At 70.1% G+C, this 21693-nt stretch carries 20 protein-coding genes and 1 pseudogene; 11 read left to right on the top strand and 10 right to left on the bottom strand.

Annotated features, from left to right (window positions below):
- Nucleotides 1-49: 49 nt before the first annotated feature.
- The 3 genes from GPZ80_RS03010 to GPZ80_RS03020 form a co-directional block, all read right to left on the bottom strand.
- Complete coding sequence (locus GPZ80_RS03010) at nucleotides 50-331, bottom strand: hypothetical protein (RefSeq protein ID WP_187218178.1); 282 nt, start codon at nucleotides 329-331, stop codon at nucleotides 50-52.
- Between the two features lie 181 nt (nucleotides 332-512).
- The gene (locus GPZ80_RS03015) at nucleotides 513-716 is read right to left on the bottom strand and encodes a hypothetical protein (RefSeq protein ID WP_187218179.1); all 204 of its coding nucleotides are present in this window, start codon (nucleotides 714-716) and stop codon (nucleotides 513-515) included.
- Between the two features lie 202 nt (nucleotides 717-918).
- Entirely contained in the window at nucleotides 919-4764 is a 3846-nt protein-coding gene (locus tag GPZ80_RS03020; protein ID WP_187218180.1) for an endo-alpha-N-acetylgalactosaminidase family protein, read from the bottom strand.
- A gap of 167 nt (nucleotides 4765-4931) precedes the next feature.
- Between GPZ80_RS03020 and GPZ80_RS03025 the strand changes: the two genes are divergently transcribed.
- From GPZ80_RS03025 to GPZ80_RS03035, 3 genes are all read left to right on the top strand, one after another.
- Nucleotides 4932-6164, top strand: coding sequence for an ROK family transcriptional regulator (locus tag GPZ80_RS03025; RefSeq protein WP_187218181.1), 1233 nt, complete (start codon nucleotides 4932-4934; stop codon nucleotides 6162-6164).
- Nucleotides 6165-6208: 44 nt separating this feature from the next.
- Nucleotides 6209-7033: a class I SAM-dependent methyltransferase gene (locus GPZ80_RS03030; protein WP_187218182.1), complete on the top strand. Its 825-nt coding sequence runs from the start codon at nucleotides 6209-6211 to the stop codon at nucleotides 7031-7033.
- Between the two features lie 251 nt (nucleotides 7034-7284).
- On the top strand, nucleotides 7285-7656 hold the full coding sequence (locus tag GPZ80_RS03035) for a hypothetical protein (protein ID WP_187218183.1): 372 nt from the start codon (nucleotides 7285-7287) through the stop codon (nucleotides 7654-7656).
- Between the two features lie 7 nt (nucleotides 7657-7663).
- On the opposite strand, the gene GPZ80_RS03040 is transcribed toward GPZ80_RS03035, so the two are convergent.
- Nucleotides 7664-8038, bottom strand: coding sequence for a DUF2267 domain-containing protein (locus tag GPZ80_RS03040; RefSeq protein WP_187218184.1), 375 nt, complete (start codon nucleotides 8036-8038; stop codon nucleotides 7664-7666).
- A 78-nt stretch (nucleotides 8039-8116) separates the two neighbouring features.
- On the opposite strand from GPZ80_RS03040, the gene GPZ80_RS03045 reads away from it, so the two are divergent.
- Nucleotides 8117-8866 (top strand): hypothetical protein, encoded by a 750-nt coding sequence (locus tag GPZ80_RS03045; RefSeq protein WP_187218185.1) that lies wholly within the window; start codon nucleotides 8117-8119, stop codon nucleotides 8864-8866.
- A gap of 114 nt (nucleotides 8867-8980) precedes the next feature.
- Here GPZ80_RS03045 and GPZ80_RS03050 read toward each other — a convergent pair whose 3' ends face one another.
- From GPZ80_RS03050 to GPZ80_RS03065, 4 genes are all read right to left on the bottom strand, one after another.
- Nucleotides 8981-11047: a S8 family serine peptidase gene (locus tag GPZ80_RS03050; RefSeq protein WP_222718770.1), complete on the bottom strand. Its 2067-nt coding sequence runs from the start codon at nucleotides 11045-11047 to the stop codon at nucleotides 8981-8983.
- Between the two features lie 292 nt (nucleotides 11048-11339).
- Nucleotides 11340-12347: a helix-turn-helix transcriptional regulator gene (locus tag GPZ80_RS03055; protein WP_187218186.1), complete on the bottom strand. Its 1008-nt coding sequence runs from the start codon at nucleotides 12345-12347 to the stop codon at nucleotides 11340-11342.
- A 103-nt stretch (nucleotides 12348-12450) separates the two neighbouring features.
- Nucleotides 12451-13815: a permease prefix domain 1-containing protein gene (locus tag GPZ80_RS03060; RefSeq protein ID WP_187218187.1), complete on the bottom strand. Its 1365-nt coding sequence runs from the start codon at nucleotides 13813-13815 to the stop codon at nucleotides 12451-12453.
- Nucleotides 13812-14186, bottom strand: coding sequence for a PadR family transcriptional regulator (locus tag GPZ80_RS03065; RefSeq protein ID WP_187218188.1), 375 nt, complete (start codon nucleotides 14184-14186; stop codon nucleotides 13812-13814). The genes GPZ80_RS03060 and GPZ80_RS03065 overlap by 4 nt, the downstream gene beginning before the upstream one ends.
- A 135-nt stretch (nucleotides 14187-14321) precedes the next feature.
- Between GPZ80_RS03065 and GPZ80_RS03070 the strand changes: the two genes are divergently transcribed.
- Both GPZ80_RS03070 and GPZ80_RS03075 read left to right on the top strand, forming a co-directional pair.
- On the top strand, nucleotides 14322-15314 hold the full coding sequence (locus GPZ80_RS03070; RefSeq protein ID WP_187218189.1) for an endonuclease/exonuclease/phosphatase family protein: 993 nt from the start codon (nucleotides 14322-14324) through the stop codon (nucleotides 15312-15314).
- 28 nt (nucleotides 15315-15342) lie between these two features.
- The gene (locus GPZ80_RS03075; protein ID WP_187218190.1) at nucleotides 15343-15783 is read left to right on the top strand and encodes a VOC family protein; all 441 of its coding nucleotides are present in this window, start codon (nucleotides 15343-15345) and stop codon (nucleotides 15781-15783) included.
- A gap of 89 nt (nucleotides 15784-15872) precedes the next feature.
- On the opposite strand, the pseudogene GPZ80_RS32405 reads toward GPZ80_RS03075, so the two are convergent.
- Nucleotides 15873-16505, bottom strand: a pseudogene (locus tag GPZ80_RS32405) (serine hydrolase domain-containing protein); the annotation flags it as partial.
- 69 nt (nucleotides 16506-16574) lie between these two features.
- Here GPZ80_RS32405 and GPZ80_RS03080 point away from each other — a divergent pair.
- The 3 genes from GPZ80_RS03080 to GPZ80_RS03090 all read left to right on the top strand — a co-directional run bounded on the left by GPZ80_RS03080 (nucleotide 16575) and on the right by GPZ80_RS03090 (nucleotide 18466).
- Nucleotides 16575-17030: a pyridoxamine 5'-phosphate oxidase family protein gene (locus GPZ80_RS03080; protein ID WP_187218191.1), complete on the top strand. Its 456-nt coding sequence runs from the start codon at nucleotides 16575-16577 to the stop codon at nucleotides 17028-17030.
- 202 nt (nucleotides 17031-17232) lie between these two features.
- Nucleotides 17233-17718: a cupin domain-containing protein gene (locus tag GPZ80_RS03085; protein WP_312880082.1), complete on the top strand. Its 486-nt coding sequence runs from the start codon at nucleotides 17233-17235 to the stop codon at nucleotides 17716-17718.
- Nucleotides 17711-18466, top strand: a complete 756-nt coding sequence (locus tag GPZ80_RS03090; protein WP_187218193.1) for an SDR family NAD(P)-dependent oxidoreductase — start codon at nucleotides 17711-17713, stop codon at nucleotides 18464-18466. Before GPZ80_RS03085 ends, GPZ80_RS03090 begins: the two co-directional genes overlap by 8 nt.
- On the opposite strand, the gene GPZ80_RS03095 is transcribed toward GPZ80_RS03090, so the two are convergent.
- Entirely contained in the window at nucleotides 18467-18730 is a 264-nt protein-coding gene (locus GPZ80_RS03095; protein ID WP_187218194.1) for a hypothetical protein, read from the bottom strand.
- 229 nt (nucleotides 18731-18959) lie between these two features.
- Here GPZ80_RS03095 and GPZ80_RS03100 point away from each other — a divergent pair, with 229 nt between their 5' ends.
- Together GPZ80_RS03100 and GPZ80_RS03105 are read left to right on the top strand one after the other, a co-directional pair.
- Nucleotides 18960-20318: a S8 family peptidase gene (locus tag GPZ80_RS03100; protein ID WP_187218195.1), complete on the top strand. Its 1359-nt coding sequence runs from the start codon at nucleotides 18960-18962 to the stop codon at nucleotides 20316-20318.
- Between the two features lie 418 nt (nucleotides 20319-20736).
- A complete protein-coding gene (locus GPZ80_RS03105; RefSeq protein ID WP_187218196.1) occupies nucleotides 20737-21693 on the top strand; it encodes a carbohydrate kinase family protein in 957 nt (318 codons plus the stop codon).

Raw genomic sequence — 21693 nt, forward strand, 5'->3', positions numbered from 1 at the left:
TCCGTCACTGGACAGACGACACCCGGCCCCGCCGATGTGACAGAAACCGTCACCACTTCTGCAGGATCAACAGGTGGCGCATCGCGTCCTCGCCGAAGCTGCCGCGGCAGTTCACCCCCTGGGTCTGGAACTCCCCGGCGTTGGGCAGCGCGCCATAGGTCTTCCCGTCGAAGTGGTAGACGACGCTGAAGAACACCTGCGACGCCGAGTCCAGCAACGAACCGTCCAGCTTGCCCCGGAACGCCGCGGTCCCATCAGCACCGGCCACGAACGACGACGCGTCGGGCGCCTGAGCAGGGTCCACGCTGGGCAGAGCCAGCGTGCGCTCCACCCCCGGGGCACAACGGGTTCTCCGAGTCGGGCGTCAGCGTGCCCCAGAACACCGAGTACACCCCGCCCGGGACCAGGCCCGTGAAGCCGAGCCGCACATCGGTGCGCGGCGACCGCCCACCGGAGCTACGCACCACCGACGACGCCGTCGCGGCGGACCACTGGCCCCAGGTCCGCTCCAGCTACACACCGGAGTTGCTGAACAGCCGGGCCGACGGGTCGGTCTCCGCGGTGGGATTGCGCAGCGTGGAACCGACGATCTCGAACACGTCCCCGCTGAACACCTCCACACCGTCGGCCGTGTCGGGTCCGGCCGCGCTCGCCGGAGCGACGAACGCAACCGACGCGACAGCCGCCACCAGGACCGCCGCGCCGCGCCACGCCACAAGACGGATCTGCTCATCGTCGTTCTCCTCACGGGGGTCCTGACTGGGGGGCCGAAACCGAACGTCCGACCTCGCGTCCAAGCGAACGCCGCGAGCCCCGCACAAGCCATTGCCAGGCGCTTATGGATCGGTTACCGAACCCTTAAGCAGGCAAAATGGGGCCGGCGACACCACGTCGCCGGCCCCCACCAGTCAAGGAAACTCAGCCGCAGAGGAACCGGGCGGAACCCCAGTCGGCGTGGTCGTTGCCCACACCGTCACCACCGTCGGACACCACCAACCGGACCTCCTGCGCCCCGCCGATGTCCGCCGCCAGCGAGAACGTCGCCGTGTCCGGCCGCATCACCGGCGACTGAGCCACCTGCCTGCCGTCCGCCAACACCGTGAACTGCACCGACCCGCGGCTCGCCTGCCTGTCATCCACACCGACCTGCGCGGTGAACGACGCGCAGTTGCCGCCCAGGTAGTAGACGACGGTGCTCGGCGCGTGCGTGCCCAACCCCTTCTCGTGCACGACCCCGTTCAACGTGATCGGACCACCGTCACCGGCACCCGACTCCCCGTTGGACCGGTCCCGCTCGACCGGGCCCCACCCGTTGCTCGCCGAGAGCCACCCATGGTCGCCGGCCCACACGTCCACCGTCGGCGGCGCGGGCACCGTCTCGATCCGCAGCACGTTCGTCACCGCCCGCGGACCGTCCTTCACCTCGTAGGCGGTGTTCGCGACCACGTCGTACACCGCGGTCGCCGCGTCAGCGGGCGGTGTGACCGCCCACTGCGTACTCACCGACGCACCCGACGCCACCGACTCGAACACCGCCGGACCCGTCGCCGCGACCTGCCAACCCTGCGGCACCGTCAACGCCATCGACACCCCGGTCGCCGCGCCCGACTCACCGTTGCGGAACGTCGTCGTCACCGTGTTCGCCTTGCCCGGCAGCAACTTCTGCGTCGCCGAGGCGACATCCACGCTGCCGCACGCGTCCGCACTGTCCGCCTTCCCGAGGTCCTCCACCGCGAAGTCGTCCAACGCGAACTCGACCTGGTCACCGTTGGGACCCAGCCGCTTGAGGCCCACCCAGTAGTCACCGCACGCGCCCGCCACAAACTCCTGCACATGCCGGGCCGCGGTCGTCTGCTTCCCGAACGGGGTCGTCCCGACCTCCTTGGTGCCCGCGGGACCGTCCACACCGAGCGTCCACCCGTACGCGCCCGCCATGGCGTTCTCGTAGTCGAAGCTCACCCGGTACCGGTGACCCGGCAGGAACCGCACCGTCGCAGGGGTGGTCCGGTAGCTGATCCCATGGTCGTACTCATACGACTTCAGGCTCCACTTCCCCGAGATCACATCGTCGATCACCTTCCCGTTCCACCCGCGCTGCGTGAACGGCGCGTGCAGCTCCGACAGGTGCGTGTTCGCATCCCCGATCGGCAGCACACCCCGGTAGAACGGACCCCAACCCGCGTCGACGTCCTCGAAGTCCCACGACGTCACCCGACCCGGCGCCGCGGGCCGCTTCATCGCCACGACCCGCGCGTTGTCGAACCTCACCACACCCTGCCCGGGCGCCACCCGCAGCGACAACGTCACCGCGCCACCGACCCGCACGTCGAAGAACACGCGCACCCGCTGGAACCGCGTCTGGAGCTTCTCATCCGACGCCGTGGTGTTCACCAACGTGGAACGGTCCACAAACGTCGACTCCGGGGCACCCGACCGCGGATTCACCCCGACGAACACCGGGCGGGTCCGCCCCTGCTCCACCTCGACATCGACCGACGCCGCATAGCTGCCCGGCGCGAGACCCGCGAGGTCCTGGCTGATCACCGTGTTGCCGTGCCCGGACACGACAGCCTCGTACTGCCCGCGCGCGTTGCGCTCCACCTTCGCCGCACCCGGGTCGCCCGCGACCTGCCACGCCCGGAAGTCGCCGTAGTTGAACCCGGGGTCGCGCAGCGGGCCACCCTCGCCGTACCGCACATCAGGGACAGCCACCGCTGAACCCGACTCCAGCACATACGCCGTGTTCGGCTCCGCGGTCAGCCTCACCTGACCACCCTCCACCGCCACCGTGCCCGCCGAGACCCGACCCGTGTCCGTCAGCTTCGACACCGTCAGCGAAGCGGCACCAGTGAACGGCGCCGGGACCTGCCACGTGCTCTGACCACCCTTGGCGTTGTAGTGGTACAGCTTGTCCGGCGCCGCCGGGTTCCACGGCAACAGGTACGCGTCACCATCGGCGACCTTCGCCGAACCCGCGAAGATCTTCCGGTCCGCCGCCGACGTGCCCGTCACCCGCACACCCTTGTCCAGCACGATCTCCTCGGCACCCCACCGCTGGATCGGGAAGTGCTGCAGGAACTTCACCGGCAGGTTGTTGCCGAACACGTTGCGGGAGAACGCGCCGTAGTCCACCTCGCCGGTCCAGCCCTCGAACTCCACGATCTGCGCGCTGCCCAGCAGCGGGTTCGAGATGTACACATCACGGCGGTGGTTATCGACGAACCGCATGATCTGCGAGTTGACGCCCTTGAAATCGGCGCCGCCGTAGTCGATGTCGGCCGACCAGTGCGTCCACAGGGAATCCCGCACGAACCGGTGCGACCACTCCGTGCCGGTCTCCCAGCCCAGGGCCCGAACCTCCCGGGCGAGCCGGTCCGCCGTCCAGCCCGACTCCCGGAACACGTCCCAGTACAGGAAGTCCAGCTTCCCGCCGGTCTCCTCGGCCAACTGCCTGAGCCGCTTCTGGATGTCGCCGCTGATCAGGTCCCGACGCTGATCGATCCGGTAGGACTGGTCCATCCAGGCCCACTGCTCGTTGTTCTTGTCGACCAGCGTCTCGGAGAACGACCGCGCCTCCGGGTACGACTCCGTCGCGTTGACGTGCACCCCGAAGTCCGCGTTGTACACCGAGCCCTTGTCCAGCAACGTCTTCAGGTCGGCCAGACCACCGGCTCGGGTGTTGTAGTTGCCGCCGTAGTCCGGGTGCGCCGCGTCATGGCCCTCCGACTGGTAGCCCTTGAGAATCGCCAGCTGACCGAGCCCATCGGTGGCCAGGCTGATCCGCTTCGTCTCGTCGAGGGTCTTCGCGAACGGGTTGGTCGCCATCGACGCGATGTTGAACGGGATCCGCTGCACCACCCGATCGGCGACCTTCTCACCACCCTTGGGCGCGTAGGCGATCTCGCGCAGCGACAACGCCGCGTCCTGCCAGTCCACCACGTTGTCACCATTGCGTTCCGGGGTGACCGCGATCTTCACCTCCGGCAGCGGCTCGGTGTCCGCCGCCGCCGCACCCGCGGCCCGGTACGTCCACTGCCCACTCCACACCCCGACCACCGTGTCGGCGCCGGACTTGCGGGCCTGCCGCCAGAAATGCGCGTTGTCGTTCACCGTCGGCCCAGCGGGCTTGTCATAGACCGAGTTGGTCTCCAACGCCGCGGCCAGCTTTCCCGTGGACACCAACGTGAAGTACGAGCCGATCGGCGCCGCGTCCGCGGGCGTGGCCGGGGTGACACCGTAGATCGTGTCCCCGCGCCGGTTGATCGACAGGTCGACCTTCGCCGCCGCGACCTGCGCACCCGGGTCCGTGCCGCGCACCGACACCAAGTCGTGGTCGGGAATCTCGATCGTGTGGACCCGCGACGCCTCGGTGTCGCGCACCGCGTCGATCCGGAACGTCGTCACCCGGCGGTCAACCGACAGGCTCGCGTCCAGCCGAACACCGGGCAGCTGCGGGAACGTCAACCGATAGGACACCTTGCGACCATCGGAGACCGGGACGCCGTCCAGCTTCGGCTGCTGGGCCTTCCCGTCGATCACCACACTGGTCACCGCCTCGGCACGCCCGGACAGGGTCGCGCCCGAAGCGTTGTCGGCATAGGAGATCACCCGCGGGAAATCGGCCGCGACGGTGACCGTGAGCTCAGCGGAACGAACAGTGAGCGACGCGGGCTGGGCGCCCGCGACGGGAACTGCGATCAGACCCGCGCCTAACGCGAGAACTGCCGCGGCGGCGACGCGCGCCTGCCGGTGGGGAAGGGGCACTGGCTACTCCTACAAGAGTGAGAGCTGTGGGCCCACTTTTTAGCGCGCAAACCAACATGAGTCAACACTCAAGCGTTCTACCAGCGCTGATATAGTTAACGCACAATCCTAAAGCCGCCACGATCATGGGCCGTAAACTCGGCGGCGCCCACCGCGGAGGGAGTCCGATGCTGGAACACCCGGCGACGCCCGCCGAGAAGTCGGCCGACCAGTCCGACATGCGCAGGCACAACCTCTCCCTCGTGCTGCGCTCCCTGCGCGACGGCGGACCCAACACCCGTGCCAGGATCGCCGACGAGACCGGCCTCACCAAAGCCGCCATGTCCAGCCTCGTCGCCGACCTCGTCGACCGCGGCCTCGTCCGCGAAGGCCAGTACCAGCAGACCGGCTACACCGGCCGACCCGGCCGCGCGTACCAAGTGGACGGACACGTCTACGGGATCGGCGTCGAGATCAACGTCGACTACGTCAGCACCGTCGCCCTCGACCTCGCGGGCGAGGTCCGCGACAGCCGCCGAGTCTCCTTGGACGCCAAGGCGACCACCCCCGACGACGTCCTCGACACCGTCGCCGGACTGCTCCGCCACACGCTGCGCGCCACCGCCCTGCGCGGCTGCCGACCGGTCGGCATCACCGTCGCCGCACCCGGCGTCGTCCACCACGCCCAAGGCGTCGTCCAGTACGCCTCAAACCTCGGCTGGCACGACGTCCCCGTCACCGCCGGACTGACCAAACGGCTGCGCGGGCACCGCATCCCCATCCACGTCGACAACGACGTCAAACTCTCCGCCGTCGCCGAATGGGCCAGCGGCGTCGCCGCGGGCACCCCCGACCTCGCCTACCTCTCCGGCGAGACCGGCGTCGGCGCCGGCTTCCTCTCCGAGGGCCGGATCGTGCGCGGGACCCGAGGCTTCTCCGGCGAGATTGGGCACCTCCCCCTCGACCCCGACCTACGCGAATGCACCTGCGGGCGCCGCGGCTGCTGGGAAACCATCGTCAGCCTCACCCATCTCCTGAGCCTCGCCGCCGACCCCGGCGACGAAGTCCACGACCCCCACCGCGACATCGACGAGCGCCTCACCGAACTACGCCGCCGCGCCGAACACGGCGACCGCCGCACCCTCGACGCCCTCGACACCATCGCCGCCAACCTCGGCCTTGGCGCCTCCGTCCTGATCAACATGGTCAACCCGGCGGTGCTCGTCCTCGGCGGCTACTTCGCCGCACTCGGCGACTTCCTCCTCGACGGCGTCACCCGCGAAGTCGGCGCCCGCGTCGTCGCCCCCGAACTCGGCGGCTGCCGCATCGAACTGTCCACCCTCGGCTTCGCCGCCGCCTGCCGCGGCGGCGCCCACGTCGCCCTCGAACGCGTCCTCACCGATCCCACCCTGGTGGGCTGATCCCCGCGATACGGTTGCCGCCGGACAACTGGGGAGGACCTCCGATGCGCGTCGACGCGACCAACACCGAGCAGTTGACCGCCTGGGACGGCGACCAAGGCGCGTTCTGGGCCAAGTGGGCCGACCGATTCGACGACGGCGTCGCCGCCTACCGCGATCACCTCTTCACCGCCGCCGCGATCAAGCCCACCGACACCGTCCTCGACCTCGGCTGCGGCACCGGCCAAACCACCCGCGACGCCGCCCGGCTCGCCACCGAGGGATCGGCGCTGGGCGTCGATCTCTCCTCCCCCATGCTCGACCTCGCCCGCACCCGGGCCGAACACCTCGCGAACGCGACGTTCCAGCAGACCGACGCCCAGATCCACCCGTTCCCACCGGAGTCCTTCGACCTCGCCCTGAGCCGCCATGGCGCCATGTTCTTCGGCGACCCACCCGCCGCGTTCGCCAACCTCGCCCGAGCCCTGCGCCCCACCGGCCGACTGGTGCTCCTGACCTGGCAGCCCGCCGACCGCAACGAGTGGATCAGCACGTTCCGCGCCCTCTTCACCGGCCCCGACCAGCCCGCGCCGAAGTCACCACCCCCGTTCTCACTGAGCGACCCGGACCACGTGCGAACCCTGCTCACCGCGGCCGGATTCGCCGACGTGGGACTGCAGGGCCTTGAGGAACCCATGTACTTCGGCCGCGACGTCGACGACGCCTGCGAATTCCTCAGCGCCCAGTTCAGCTGGGCCCTGCGCCCCCTCGACGCCGACACCCGCACCCGCGTCCTCGACACCCTCCGCGCGAACCTGGCCGAACACCTGACACCGCACGGCATCCAGTACCGCTCCGCCGCCTGGCTCATCACCGCCCAGCGCGCCTGAGGCTCCACACCGCAACCGTTCCCCTGCGGGCACCAGCAAGAATCGCCCCTCGTCATAAGGGCGCCCCGCTTGTCAGGAGGGCCGCGCCGCTCGACCAGAAGGCCCCCCACGTCTTGGCGCTTTTGTCTTTGACATGAGACCGGACTCCGCCTTCTGGCGGCTCCATCGGATATCTTGATAGTTGATAATGGATAGTAAGGTTGGCGATTCGGATGATGTTGAGCAGGGGAGAGGCGAGGCGGAGGCCATGGATGGGGACCGCGGTGTTCGGGCCCGGCGGTGAGCGGGTGGTGGCGATGACCCTGGTCTCATACCCCGGCCAGGGGCGCGGTGACTCCGACCTCGATGGCGAAGCGGTGGTGTGCGGCCCGGCGGGCACGATGCGGTACCGGGTCTACGGCTACGCGGCCGACCGTTCCGGCAGCAGGCTGACTCTTGACCTGGACGAGGAGACGCAGAGTGAAGGCATCTACCTCGGCACGGCGAAGGGTCGTTGGGACGGCGCGGACCTGCGCCTGTTCGGGCCGGGCGGCGTCTCCGATTCGGCCGTGCCCGACCCGCCACCGGTCACGGTGACACTGCGCCGGACGGTCGACGAGGCGGTGGCGGGAGCCTGCGGGTAGGCGATGGTCAGTTGTTGGGCGCGGAGGTGGAGAGGAGGTCTTCGCGGTAGTCGGCGGGCAGGCGGGCGGCCAGGTCGTCGAAGTCGCCCTCGCTCACACCCGACTTCAACGCGGCGATGACCGCGCGGGCGTGTTCACGCGCGGGTCCTTGCGCGGAAGTCTCCCCCTCCGCCTCGGCCACTCGGCGGTAGAACTCCTCCAGGCCGAACTCCTCGCCCTGGGTCACGCTCGGAAGCGCCTCGGCGATGCCCGCGGGCACGTCGCCGCCCTTGAGCCGGCACGCGAGCACCTCCAGGGTGGCGTGCGTGGCGACGTCGGCCTGGTCGGACTCGGCAAGGTCTCCCCCGGCGCGGACCGCGGCCAGGATCTCGTGCTCCTTCATGGCACCTCCAACTGTCGTCGACTCCCCCTCCCCCGGCCTACCCGCACGGCCCGGGTCCTACACCGGCAGGATGGGACAGTGGACCTATCGGATGGATGCGGGCACTGCAACGCCCCGGAAGACCTGGTGACCCTCGCGGGCGACCCGGCCGCTGTGCCTGACGACCTGGTCACCAGGTTCGCGTGCGACACAGTCGACCATTGGTCCAGCGAGCAGTGGCGTTACCTGACGCGGCGGTTCGCACCTCGTATCGCCGCGCTGGTGCGGGCACAAAAGGTCGATCCTGGGCTGGCCTTGCGGACCTTGGGCCAGTGGTACGGCGATTTGTCGAGCTGGCCCTCTGACGAGCGCGAAGCCACCGAGGACGCCCTGGCCGCGGTGCTGGAGCACGCCCTGGAGCGCTGGGATCCATGGCAGCTCGTGAAGCTGCTCGGCGGCTTGGCCAGCGTGTACGACGACCTCCGGCCCTGGCTGGCCCGCCTCGACGCCGCCGCCGGACCGGGCGCGGAGGGCGGCGTCATCCGGCTCGCGTGCCACTGGGCGACGGACCTGCTGTGGGGCGACAGCGACTGGTTCGGCTGGTGGTACACCGACGACCCGGTGACACCGGTCCGCGAGTGGACCCTCGCGGCGAGGAGCAGAGTCGCCCGGTTCGCCGAAGCCCACCCTGAGTGCAAGACCGCCCGCGACGCCCTGATCGCCTACGACTGCCTGGACCGCGACGAACGCAGCCCCTGGGTGTACCCCAGAAAGGGCTGGGATCGATGGACGCAGTGGGGGCACCCCGGCGGCTTCGGTTGGCTCACGCCCAGCGACAGGGCCGCCTGACCGAAGCGGATCCGCGCCTTCCGTCCACAGTGCCGCTGAGGGCGCCACGCACGACAGCGGTGGCGGATGGGCCAGACCCCATCCGCCACCGCGTGCCTACTGACGCTGATCAGGTCAGAGCGTCAGAGTCCAGGTGTCGATCGTGCCCACGTCGTAGCGTGCGACGTCCTGGACCTTGAGCTTCCAGGCCCCGGCGCGTGCCTCTCCGGAGAGGTTCACCGTGTAGACGACGTCGACGTTGTCGGCGCTGTCGAACGAGCTCGATGCCTTCAGGCGGTAGCTGGTGCCGTCCGGCGCGACCAGGTCGATGACGAGGTCGCCGCGCCACGTGTGCTTGATGTGGACCTCGGCCTTGCTGGTGGCCGAGGCGTTGCCCGAGCAGGAGACGGTGATCGTGCTCGTCACCGCCGCACCCAGGTCCGGGATGGCCACGTCGGTGCCGTTGGTCTGCGCCGGGCAACCCGCCACAGTGGTGACCGTCCAGGTGAACGACGTCGAACCGGTGGCGCCGCCCGCGTCCTTCGCGGTAGCGGTCACAGTCGACGTGCCCGCCGTCGTCGGGGTGCCGGAGATGGCGCCCGTCGAGGCGTTCACCGACAGGCCCGCGGGCAGGCCGGTTGCGGTCCAGGTGTACGGCGCGGCGCCGCCCGAGGCCGAGAGCTGCACGGGCGTGATCGCGGTGCCCGCGGTGGAGGTCTTGTCGCCGGGGTTGGCGACCGAGACGGTGGTCGAGCCGCCGCCGCCGACCGCGTTCACGGTCTTGGTGGCGTCGACCAGGCCGCTGCCGCAGCCGCCGGAGCAGGTGCCCGGAAGCGGCCGCGTGTTGGCCTTGAGCAGGGTCTCCACTTCGGCCGGGGTCAGGTTGGACTTCTTCGCCACCATCAGCGCGGCGACACCGGCGACGTGCGGGGCCGCCATGCTGGTGCCCATGTAGGGCTCGTAGTTCTCACCGGTCGGGGTGGTGTCACCGGCATTGAGGGTGGACCAGATGCCGTTCTCCGGCGTGGTGATGCTGCCCGGCGGGTCGGACTCCAGGCGCACCTCGCCACCGGGGGCGGTGACGTCGATCTTGGCGCCGAAGTTCGAGTAGAACGCCCGGTCGCCCACGCGGTCGCTCGACGCGACAGCCACGACACCGTTGCAGTTCGCCGGGGTGAAGCCGGAGACGTCCTGGTTCGAGTTGCCCGCGGCGATGACCACGGTGCTGCCGCGCTGCACGGCGCCGTTGATGGCGTTCTGGTAGGTGGTCGCGCAGGACGCCGCGCCGCCAAGGCTCAGGTTCAGCACCTTCGCGGGCGTCTGGTTGGCGGGCACACCCGCGACCGTTCCGCCCGAGGCCCAGGTGATGGCGTCGGCGATGTCCGACGTGGACCCGCCGCAGCGGCCGAGCACGCGGATCGGCTGGATCTTGGCGTTGTAGGCGATGCCGGCGATGCCCTTGGTGTTGTTGGTCTGCGCCGCGATGGTGCCCGCGACGTGCGTGCCGTGCCAGGAGGAGGTGGGCTTCGCGGGCTGGAACAGGCAGACGCCCGCCGCCCGGAAGTCACCGGGGTCCGAGGGGTCGGCGTCGCGGCCGTCGCCGTCGTTGGCGTTGTTGGTGTCGGAGATGAAGTCGTAGCCGGGCACGATCTGCGCGGCGAGGTCGGAGTGCGCGACGTAGCCGGTGTCGATCACCGCGACCGTCACCCCGGAACCGGTCGACTGCGACCACGCGCCGGGGACGTTCATGCCGGCTGTGGGCTCGAACAGGTCCCACTGCTTGGCGTACTCGGTGTCGTTCGGGGTGACCTGCTGAGCGTGGACCATCAGGTCCGGCTCGACGTAGGCGACCGCGGGGTCCTTCAGGTAGGAGCGCATGGCGGCCTGGACCGCGCCGCGGTCAGCCGTGCCGACGTCGACGAGCGCCGCGCCGGTCGACAGCCTGCGCAGCAGCTTGCCCCGGTTGGTGGTCTTGCCGGTGACGTCCTGGGCCGCGGCCACATCGGACTGCGCCGCGCCCGCGGAAGCCTTGTAGCCGACGATGAGTCGTGGCGTCGACCCGTCCACTTGGGCCACCGCGGCGTCGACCGCGGCGGCGTCGGCGGCCGTGGCCGATCCGGTCGACAGCGCGATCACCACCCCGGTCGAAGCGGTGATGCTCGCGACCGCGGCCGCGAGTAACCTCTTGGTCTTCTTTTGCACAGGGAGTCCTTTCCATTGCCCTCGTGCGCGGGCACGGTAATTCGGCGACGGGAACGATCACAGTGCCGAACCGGACAATGCGCGGATCCGGACATCACCAGATTTCCTCAGTCAAAGCCGAGGTAATGGGAACGCGGGACCGGTGTCCGGTCCCGCCGGTTGTCGGGTTCGACACTGGACCGGTCGCGCCCTCGGTGAATAGCGTCCGCCAGGCAGGGCCGTACCGCGCGGACTCTGGGGCACGGTTCCCCCGCCATGCCGAGTCCGCGCGGTGGTTGTGAGGTGGGACTCCTTACAACCAGCCGCGACGGGCGGCGAGCACACCGGCTTGGAACCGCGTCTCCGCCCCGAGGACACGCATCAGCTCGGTGACTCGCCGCCCGATCGTCCGGTCGGTGACGCCGATCGTCCTGGCGATGGTGACGTCCTTCATTCCCGCCGCGAGCAGGGCCATCATTTCCTTGTCCCGCGCGGTGACGCCGTCCTCGTCCGGGATGTCGAGCGAGATCGACCCGGCGCGCTCCCACAGCGCCTCGAAGTGCGAGCAGAGCGCCGCGAGCATCGACTCGGACCGGACCACCAGCCTGCGCACCGCGTCGGAGGGGTCGAACGACACCGGCAGCACCGCCACCGACCGGTCGGCGATCACCAGCTTCGGCCGCGCGCCCGCCAGGATCCGTGCCTGCTCGCCGCCGCGCACGCAGGCGTGCATCTGCTCGACCTGGGTCGGGGTGGCGAGGGACTCCGTGGAGTAGACGACTCGGAAGGCGACGCCCTCGGCCATCCGGTCCAGCTGGATCGCGTTGGGACCCGCCTGGCCGCCGAGATAGGGCGGGGAGTCGATGATCAGCACTTCCTCGGTGGCTTCGAGCTGCAACTTCGCCAGCACGGCGACCACCGCGTCCTCACCCTCGACCAGCTCGACCGGGTTGCGCGTACCGGGGCCTGCCGCGCGCCGCCGCGCCGCGAGCTCTTCGACGCGCACCTGCAGTTGGGCCAGTTCGCCTCGGCGGCGGTCGACCAGCGCGGCCACCGCGACCTCGGGCGCGACCGGGGTGAACTGGCACGGCTCGAAGCCGAGTTGGAACGCCAGTCCCGCGACCACCAGCCGACGCAGGCACGCGCCGGTCTCCTCAGCCGGGCGGCCGACGCGGACGCCGACTTCCTCCTCGGTGGCGCGCCCCAGTTCGAGCAGGGCGAGGTACGCGTCGCTCTCGAGTCGGCCCAAGCCGACGGGTTCCAACAGGAACATGCGCACCTCACCCGCGGTCAACGGAACCGCCCGGTCGGGGCGGGACATCCGTAGTCGGGGAAGATACAGACCTTGGCGCGGGCCTGACTTCGTCGAGCGCAACCGGTGAGTAGCACACCTTCGGCGTCCACCACGCGCAGCAGGCTCCGGCTCAGAGGTAGGCGAACAGCGGCGGGAAGACCAGGACCACGATCCACGCCCACAGCGCGTAAACCGGCAGGTACGTGGTCTGCCAACGTTCGAGTGCGGCGAACGGTGTGCGCCCGCGCACCAGGCGCAGCATCAGCCACGCCGACCACGCGAGGTTGGCCAGCAGGATGATGTTCTCCCCGAGCGCCGCAGCCTTGTTCGGGGTGGTGCCGAACTCGGTGATGCGACCGGTGATCTCCATCAGCACCAGCACATCGATGGCCAGGGCGCTCACCACGAGGGCGAGTTGCAGCTTGTCGAACACCCCTGCCGGGGCCAGCGGGTCGCGGGCGGAGATCGAGTAGAGCAGCAGGGCGAGGACCACCACCAGCAGCAGGTCGAACAGGATCAGCGCCTCCCGCTCGACGTCGATGCCCCCGCTGGTGACGGCGAAGGCGACGAGGAAAGCGAGCAGTGCCAAGGTGAACAGCGGAGTGAACAGTCGCGTGAGGACTGGGGCGATGTTCTCCACGACGCTCTGCTTGGCCTCGACCAGCCAGCCCGCCACCACGACCGCCGCCGCTGCCCCGCAGGGTGCGACCCACTGCGCGATGAAGCCCTCCGGGGAGATCCCGATGGCCTCGAAGGTGCCGAACAGAAAGGCGATCAGCACACCGCCGCCCAGTCCGATGAGGACGTAGTAGACGAACCACTCGCCGGTGAAGCGGATGAAGTCCATGCGCCTACGCGGCGCGCGCAGGTCGTCGGCGATGTAGGCGAGGCCGACCACGAACCACAGGGCGATGGGAAGGTGGATGCCGGTCAGGACCACCGACTGGGACTCGTCGCCGAGCGGGTAGACGTTGGCGGCCACCGCGCCGAGTGCGAACAGTGCAGCCAGGACGCCGATCACCGCCTTGCCCGCCTGCCTGCGCCACGCCAGGAACGCCGCGAGCCAGGGCAGCACGAACAGCGCGAGGTTGGGCGCGTAGAAGGCGCCATCCTGTTCCAGGCTCAGGCCGAACAGCTCCGGCGCCTTGATCGACGCCGCCGCGCCCGCCGCGCAGACGATCATGGCGAGCAGGTCACGCCGGGAGCGGGCGCCCGCCGGACTGTCGATGTCGCCGGTCAGGACCAGCTGCTTCCACAGGCGTTCGGAGTGCTCCCGGGCGAACTCGCGGGACAGCTCGTCGAGACTGCCCATGCGTTTGACCGCGACCAGGAACGCCTCGTCTGCGCGCAGCCCCACGCCGACGAGTTCGTCGACGCAACCGCGGAGGTGGTCTTCGAGTTCGTCGGCGTCGGCGCTCGTCAGCTCCCGGCGGCGCTGCACGTAGTGCCGCCACTGCGCGAACTGGGCCTGCAGTTCAGCTTGGCCGTCGGTCATGCGTGGCCCCCCAGCGGGATCGCGATCAGCGGCCGGGAATCGCCCCGGCCGAGCCAGATCTCCTTGAGCGTGTCGACGACCGTGTCCCACTGGCGGCGCTGCTCCGCGAGTTCGGCCAGGCCGCTGTCGGTGATCCGGTAGTACTTGCGCCGCCGCTCCCCCGCGACCGACCGCCAGTCGGACTCGACATGCCCGAGGCGTTCGAGGCGGTGCAGCAGCGGGTAGAGCAGTCCCTCGGTCCAGTCCAGCTCGCCGCCGGACAGTTCGCTGATCCGCCGCAGGATCGCGTAGCCGTAGCTGTCGGCCTCGGCCAGGATGCCCAGCACCATCGGCGTCGCCGAGGCGGCCACGAGATCTTTGGTGACTTTCACACGACCTCCGACCAACTTGTACCCTAGATCTCCGATGCATAGTAGTTCTAGGTATCGTCTGTCGCAAGGCGATCACACGATCGCGGTCACCGGCGATGTAAGGGTCGACCCATCTCCGAACGGCGGGGTGACGCCATGACCGTCAAAGTCGGCACCTTCAATGTCCTGAATCTCGCGCTGCCCGAGGTCCCCTACTACCCGGACGAGCTGCCGTACTCGATCGCGGAGTTCGACCGGAAAGCTGCCTGGATCGGCGAGCAGCTGCGGCGAATGGACGCCGACGTCGTCGGCTTCCAGGAGGTCTTCGCCGAGGCGGCGCTGCGCGAGGTGTGCGCCCGCTCCCAGGCGTTCGCCACCGCGACCGTCCTCGCGCCCGGCGCCGACGGTGCGAGCGGCCCGCGGGTCGGTCTGGCCACCACCCTGCCGCTGGCCGAGCCCGCCGAGTCGATCACCGACTTCCCGCCGGGCCTGCACACCTCCGTGGACGGCATCGCCCTGCCGGTCGGCACGTTCAGCCGCCCGGTCCTGCGCGCCCGCGTCGTCTTTTCCCCCGCCGTCACCGTGACCGTGTTCGTCGTGCACCTGAAGTCCAAGCGCCCCATCGTGGACGTCACCATCCCCCAGCACGACCCGCGCGAGGAGGCGCTCGGCAAGGCGCGGTCGCTGATCCGCCGCACCGCCGAGGCCGTCGCGCTGCGGTTCCTCGTGCTGGACGAGGTCGTGGCGAACAACCGGCCCGTGATCGTGCTCGGCGACCTCAACGACGGGCCGCGCGCGGTGTCCACGGAGATCGTCGGCGGCGACCTCCCGTCGCGCTTCTGGCCACGCGGACCCGAGCTGCGCGAGACGTACTGGGACCGGGTGCTCTATTCCGCCCACGCGCTGCAGGCCAGGAACATCGGCCGGGACGTCGGCTACTCGCACATCTTCAACAGCCACTACGAGAACCTCGACCACATCCTGGTGAGCCAGGAGTTCTACGACCGCAACCCGAACCGGTTCGGTGAGCTGGCGGACCTGCGGCACTTCAACGACCACCTGGTCGACAACCAGCTCAGCAACGACCGCCCCGACCGCACCACCTCCGACCACGCCCAACTCGTCGCGGAGATCGACCTGCGCGCCTGAGCCCGGCCGGGTCCCTACCATTGAGTTCATGACCACTGTCGACTCGCCGATCCCGCGGTTCCACCTTGCCGTGCCCGTCGACGACCTGCCCGCCGCGCGCCACTTCTACGGTGAGGTGCTCGGGCTGGAGCAGGGGCGCAGCGCGGAGACCTGGGTGGACTGGAACCTGCACGGCCACCAGTTCGTCACGCACCTGGCGCCGAGCCGGGCCGAGCGGGTGCACAACCCGGTCGACGGGCACGACGTGCCGGTCCCCCATTTCGGGCTGATCCTGACTGTCCCGGCGTTCCACGACCTCGCCGACCGGCTGCGGGCGGCGGGCACGGAGTTCGTCATCGAGCCGTACGTGCGGTTCGAGGGGCAGGCGGGCGAGCAGTGGACCATGTTCCTGCTCGACCCGGCCGGGAACGCCCTGGAGTTCAAGGCGTTCGCCGACGACGCGCAGGTTTTCGCCACGGAGGGGGCTTGATCATGAAGGTGTTCCTCATCGGCGCCGGTGGCGGCGTCGGACGTCGTGGACGTCTTCGCCCGGTCGGCGTCGGACAGGCCTGCCAGCATCTGCGCGATGCCCGAGCGGTGGCCCAGGATGTGCTTGATGGTCAGGCTCTTCCACGACTCGTCCATGTTCGCCCGCAGGTCCAGCGGGAGGTAGCCCCACAGCTTGGTGTCGAGGGTGACGCCCCGCTTCTCGACCAGCTTCAGCAGCGCGGCGGCGGAGATGTTCTTCGTCGCGCTGGCGATGTCCATCCGGGTGTTCGCCGTGAAAGCGAGGTTCTTGTCGATTCTCGCCTTGCCGCCCGCACCGGTGGCGGCGAGTCGGCCGTCCTCGGTGATGGCGAAGGCGTAGCCGACCGTGTTGCCGTTGCCGAGCTTGGCGTGCAGCGTCTGCGCCACCTTCGCCGTGTCGACCTCGACGGTCGGGGTGATGATGTCGGCCCCCGCCGACCCCGCCCCCACCAGTGCCGTCGCGACCGCCACCGCGGTCCCCTTGATACTGCTCTTCGTCTCTGACTCCCCTGTCTCGCCTCCGACCCCTCCGCCGGCGTTGGGACAACCTTCGCGCAGCCCACTGCCCCCTCGCGTGAGGGAAGATCCCTCAACTCGGGGGGCCGAAATCGGGGGGAGGGAGAGGGACAACCTGGGTGCCGCCGGGCGTCTCACATTCGTTGGGCGCCGCGGACGGGGAAACATCCGGACCGCTGGCGCGATGCAGAGGCCAAGCCATCAGGCCGAGCACATCGCATGTCCGGAGGACCCGTCATGACCAGCACAGAACAGCAGCAGGCGTCTGAAGTGGAGGCGGTCATCCGCGACACCCTGGCGGCCCACCACTCCATGTACCTGGCGACGGCGGGCACCGCGGGCCCCTGGAACAGCGGCGTGTACTTCGCCGAGGTCGACCCGTTCACCCTCGTCCTGGTCCTGGAGACGCACGGGCGGACCCTCACCGCGATCCGCGAGAATCCGGTGGTAGGCCTGGTCGTGTCCACCGGGTCCCCCGGCCAGCCGTTCCTCCAGGGGCGCGCCAACGTCGAGATCCTCGAAGGCGAGGACGACGCGGAGGTGCGCCGCGTGCTGTTGGCCAAGGTTCCCGAGGCGGCACCGTTCATGGACGCCCCGATCACGGCCGTGCGGCTGAAGGTGCCGTCGTGGCGGGTCACCGATGTGATGAACGGGTGGCTGCCCGGCAAGGAACTCACCGCTCCAGGAGCCTGACGACCTGGCCAGGGTGATGAGTGATCACCCTGGCGTGGAGCACGGGGCCAAGACGAGCGCCGATGCCGTGAACGACCGTTGTCGCATAGTTCCTCCCTTGCCGGGATCCGAGGAAACACGCGGCGCCGGGCGAGATCACTGGACAGCTGTCGCGGGTTGGTTCGACAGGTGTCGCGTCCCGGCCGCGGCTAAGATCACTTCGGTGGACGAGATCGCGGAGATCGCCGCGCGCTACGGGCTGGAGCCCCTGCCGGTCGAGGGTGGTCTGTTCCGGCGGACGTGGGCCGGGCAGGCGGACGAGACGGGGCGGCCCGCCGGATCGGCGATCATCGCGCTGTTCGCCGCCGGCGAGCTGTTCTCGGCCATGCACCGGCTGCCGATCGACGAGGTCTGGCACTTCTACCAGGGCGATCCACTGGAGCTGCTGCTCCTGGGCCCGCGGGACGCGCGCGTCGTCACGCTGGGGCCGTCGCTGGTGCAGGCCGTGGTTCCCGCGGGCACGTGGATGGGCGCCGCGGTCGCGCCGGGCGGGCGGTGGTCGCTGTGCGGGACCACGATGGCGCCGGGATTCATGCCGTCGGACTACGAGGGCGGCGACGCGGACGAGTTGTGCGCGCGGTACCCGTCGATGGCCGACCGGATCCGGGCGCTGTGCCGCCCAGAGGCGCCGCTGCGGTTCGATGCATGACCCGATGCTGCCGGACCTGACCGGCACGGTGACCCTGGTGACCGGCGCGAGCGGCGGCATCGGCGGCGGCATCGCCTGGCGGTTCGCCCAGGCCGGAAGCGCGGTGGTCCTGCACTTCCACCGCAACCGGCCGACGGATCTGCTGACCCGGATCGAGACGTCCGGCGGGCGCGCGCTCGCGGTGGGCGCCGACCTCACCCAGGGATGCGACGACCTGATCGACGCGGCCATGAGCTGGGGCGGACGGCTCGACATCCTGGTCAACAACGCGGGCATCCAGCCGGTCGAGCCGCTCGAGTCGATGTCGGCGCGAAGCTGGCGGGAGATGATCGAGACCAACCTGACCAGCGCGGTCCTGTGCACACAGGCCGTGGCCCGGGTCATGGACCGGGGCAGCAGCGTCACCCACATCGCCTCCATCGAGGCGGCCCAGCCCGCTCTGGGCCACGCCCACTACGGCGCCGCCAAGGCGGCGCTGGTGACCCACGCCCGCGCGGCCGCCCTGGAGTACGGGCCACGGGGAATCCGGGTCAACGCGGTCTCCCCCGGCCTGATCGATCGCCCAGGCCTGGCGCAGGCGTGGCCCGACGGCGTAGACCGCTGGCACCGGGCGGCACCGCTCTCCCGCCTCGGCACACCGCAGGACGTCGCCAACGCCTGCGTGTTCCTGGCCTCCCCGCTGGCGGGGTGGATCACCGGGCACAACCTGGTTGTCGATGGCGGGGTCGGCGCCCACCCGACGTGGTGATCAGTTCGGGCTGAAGCGGCCGAAGACCCAGGTGCCGGGGGCGCCGCCCGCCCGAAAACTCGACCCAGTGGGCGGTGAACTCGTCGCAGGAGATGGCGCCGTCCTGATCGAGGTCGAGGACGGGAAGATGTCGTCGGTGTCGGTGGGAAGGCCGTTGCAGGCTTCGACGAGCACGCGGTACACGGCCGCGAAGATGACCGAGTCGGCGTTGGTGTCGATGGCGTCGAGGACGGTGTGGGCGCCAACCGGGTACCACGTCGCCACGATCCGGTGAAGACACCGGTGACCCGCGGTCACGTGGACGCGGCGTTCGGCTTGCCGCGGACCGTTCGGATGAATATTTGCCATTCCGCGCAATCAAGCGCGTCGAAACGCTCACCCCGGGCGCGTTCTCCCGGGCCAGTTAGGCCCTCCACGAATTCACCGGCGATGTGGGCCGATTTTTCCGGCATTCTCCGAACCTGAGCAGGTTTTCCGGTGAAGGGACAGTTCGATGCCGAACAGTTCGATGACGACCTCGCGCAAGAGGTCCTGGCGTGGGCGCGGGGCGGCACTCGGGTCGGTGTCGGTGGCCGCCGTGCTCGTGGCGCTGGCCGTGCCCCTGTCCGCGAACGCCGCCGAAGCCGACATCATCGGCGCGGATTCGGTGCGGGCGATCGACGGTTCGTACATCGTCGTGTTGAAAAGCGGTGTCGCGACAAGGTCGGCGGCCGACACCGCGACCCGCGAGTACGGCGCCAAGGTGCGGCACTCGTACAGCAACGTGTTCCGGGGGTACTCGGCCACGATGAGTGAGCGGCAGGCACGGCGGCTGGCGGCGGACCCCGCCGTGGCCTATGTGGAGCAAGACCAGGTCGTCAGCCTACGGGAGACCCAGCCCAGCCCGCCGTCGTGGGGCCTGGACCGGGTCGACCAGCGCGACCTCCCGCTCAGCGGCGACTACACCTACCCGACCACGGCCGACACCGTGACCGCGTATGTCATCGACACCGGCATCCGCACGACCCACAGCGACTTCGCGGGCCGCGCGACCTGGGGCGTCAACGCCGTCAACGACGGCCAGGACACCGACTGCCACGGACACGGCACCCACGTCGCGGGCACCATCGGCGGCAAGGCGCACGGCGTCGCCAAGGGCGTCAGGCTCGTCGCGGTGAAGGTGCTCGGCTGCACCGGTTCGGGTGCGAACTCCGGTGTCATCGCCGGGGTCGACTGGGTCACCTCGAACGCGAAACGGCCCGCGGTCGCCAACATGAGCCTCGGCGGCGGCCTCTCGACCGCCCTCGACGACGCGGTCAGGCGGTCCATCAACGCCGGCGTGACCTACGCGGTGGCCTCGGGCAACGGCAACACCTACGGCACGCCGCTGGACGCCTGCACCCAGTCCCCGGCCAGGATCGGCGGCGCGACGGGCCCCGCGATCACGGTGAACGCCTCGACGAAGACCGACGGCAAGGCCTCTTTCTCCAACTTCGGCAAGTGCACGGACCTCTACGCCCCGGGCTACGAGATCACGTCGGCGTGGGCCACCTCGGACACCGCGACCAAGACGGCCTCCGGCACCTCCATGGCCGCCCCGCACGTCGCGGGCGCCGTCGCGCTGCACCTGGCGGCCAACCCGTCGGCCACGCCGGCACAGACCAAGAGCGCGATCACCGGCAACGCCTCCACCAGCAAGATCCTCAACGTCCGGACCGACACCCCGAACCGGCTGCTCCACATCGCCCAGGCAGGCAGCACCCCGACTCCCACCCCGACCCCGACCCCCACACCCACGCCTACGCCGACCCCTACCCCTACCCCGACGCCGACCACGCCGCCGCCGTGGTGGTGCCAGTGGTGGTGCTGGTAACCGCTCCACCTCGGGCGCCCGGCTGTCACCGGGCGCCCGAGAACCCTTGCCGCACCCAACTCTGCCCAGCCGACGCTCGTGCTCGCCGAAGAACCCGTTGCCAGGCAGCCGAACCCGGTCCACGCCTGCCGGGACGGCAGCACCGAGCACCCCGGTCCAGCAACAGTCGGACGGCCGCGCGGCTCCGCTTCGGCACTTGAGCCAATGTCCTCGGTGTCCGGAACCGCCAGGGGTGGCACCGGGAACGACCGGGTCACGAAGCGGGTGCGGGCAGATGCTCGCCTGGGCCGCGAGTGTGGGGTTCCGCTCGGCGACATGGCCGCGCCGTGGCAGCGATGGAGCCGACCGCCTGGAAGTATTGGGCAGGCAACGCAGGGCCGAGTAAGCCGAGGCCGCCGCCGCTTCGAAAGGCAGGGCATTGAACCCGCGCGTCATCGTGGCAGGCGAGGCCCTCATCGACCTGATCGTCGACGACGACCCTCGCCACCCCACGGCCGTTCCTGGTGGCAGCCCGGCCAACACCGCCATCGCCCTGGCCCGGCTGGGCACCCCTGTGTCGTTTCTCGGGCGGTTCGGCGACGACACTTTCGGCAGACTCCTGCGGACGAATCTCGCGGCCGACGGTGTCGACCTGGCCTACGCCGTGGCGGCGGACGAACCGGCGAGCCTGGCCGTGGTGACCCGCACCCCGGACGGCCCGGCCTACGGCTTCCACGTCAGCGGCACCGCCGACTGGGCCTGGCGGCAGGCCGAGCTTCCCGCCCAGTTGCCCGCCGACGTCGGGGCGGTGCACGCGGGGTCGCTGGCACTGGCGTTGGAGCCGGGCGCGAGTGTGCTCGGGCGCTGGTTCGCCGCCCAGCGCGAGCACCGGGTCACCAGCTTCGACCCCAACGTCCGCCCCGCCCTGGTCGGGCCGCGAGCCGAGTACGCCCGGCGCCTGACGGCGCTCTGGGCGGTCAGCGACCTCGTCAAGGTCAGCGTCGAGGACCTCCAGTGGGTGTACCCGGACACGGATCCGGTCGCGGTCGCGCTGAACCTGCAGGACGACCTGGGCACACCGCTCGTCGTGGTGACCCTCGGCGGCGACGGCGCCGTCGCGCTCCACAGTGGACTCAGCTACCGGCGACGGGCGGACCCGGTGTCCGTTGTGGACACCGTGGGCGCGGGTGACACGTTCACCGGCGGGCTGCTGCACTGGCTCGACGAGAACGGCTCATTGAGCCGCGATGGCCTGCGGTCTCTCACCGACCGGGCCATCGACCAAGCGCTGGAGTTCGCGATCACGGTTGCGGGCCTGGCATGCACGCGGCCCGGTGCCGACCCGCCGCGGCGCGCGGAGGCCGACGCCGCGATCCGGCGCCACCAGGTCGAGTGA

Source organism: Actinokineospora xionganensis (assembly GCF_014323725.1).
In the GTDB taxonomy this organism is placed as follows: domain Bacteria; phylum Actinomycetota; class Actinomycetes; order Mycobacteriales; family Pseudonocardiaceae; genus Actinokineospora; species Actinokineospora xionganensis.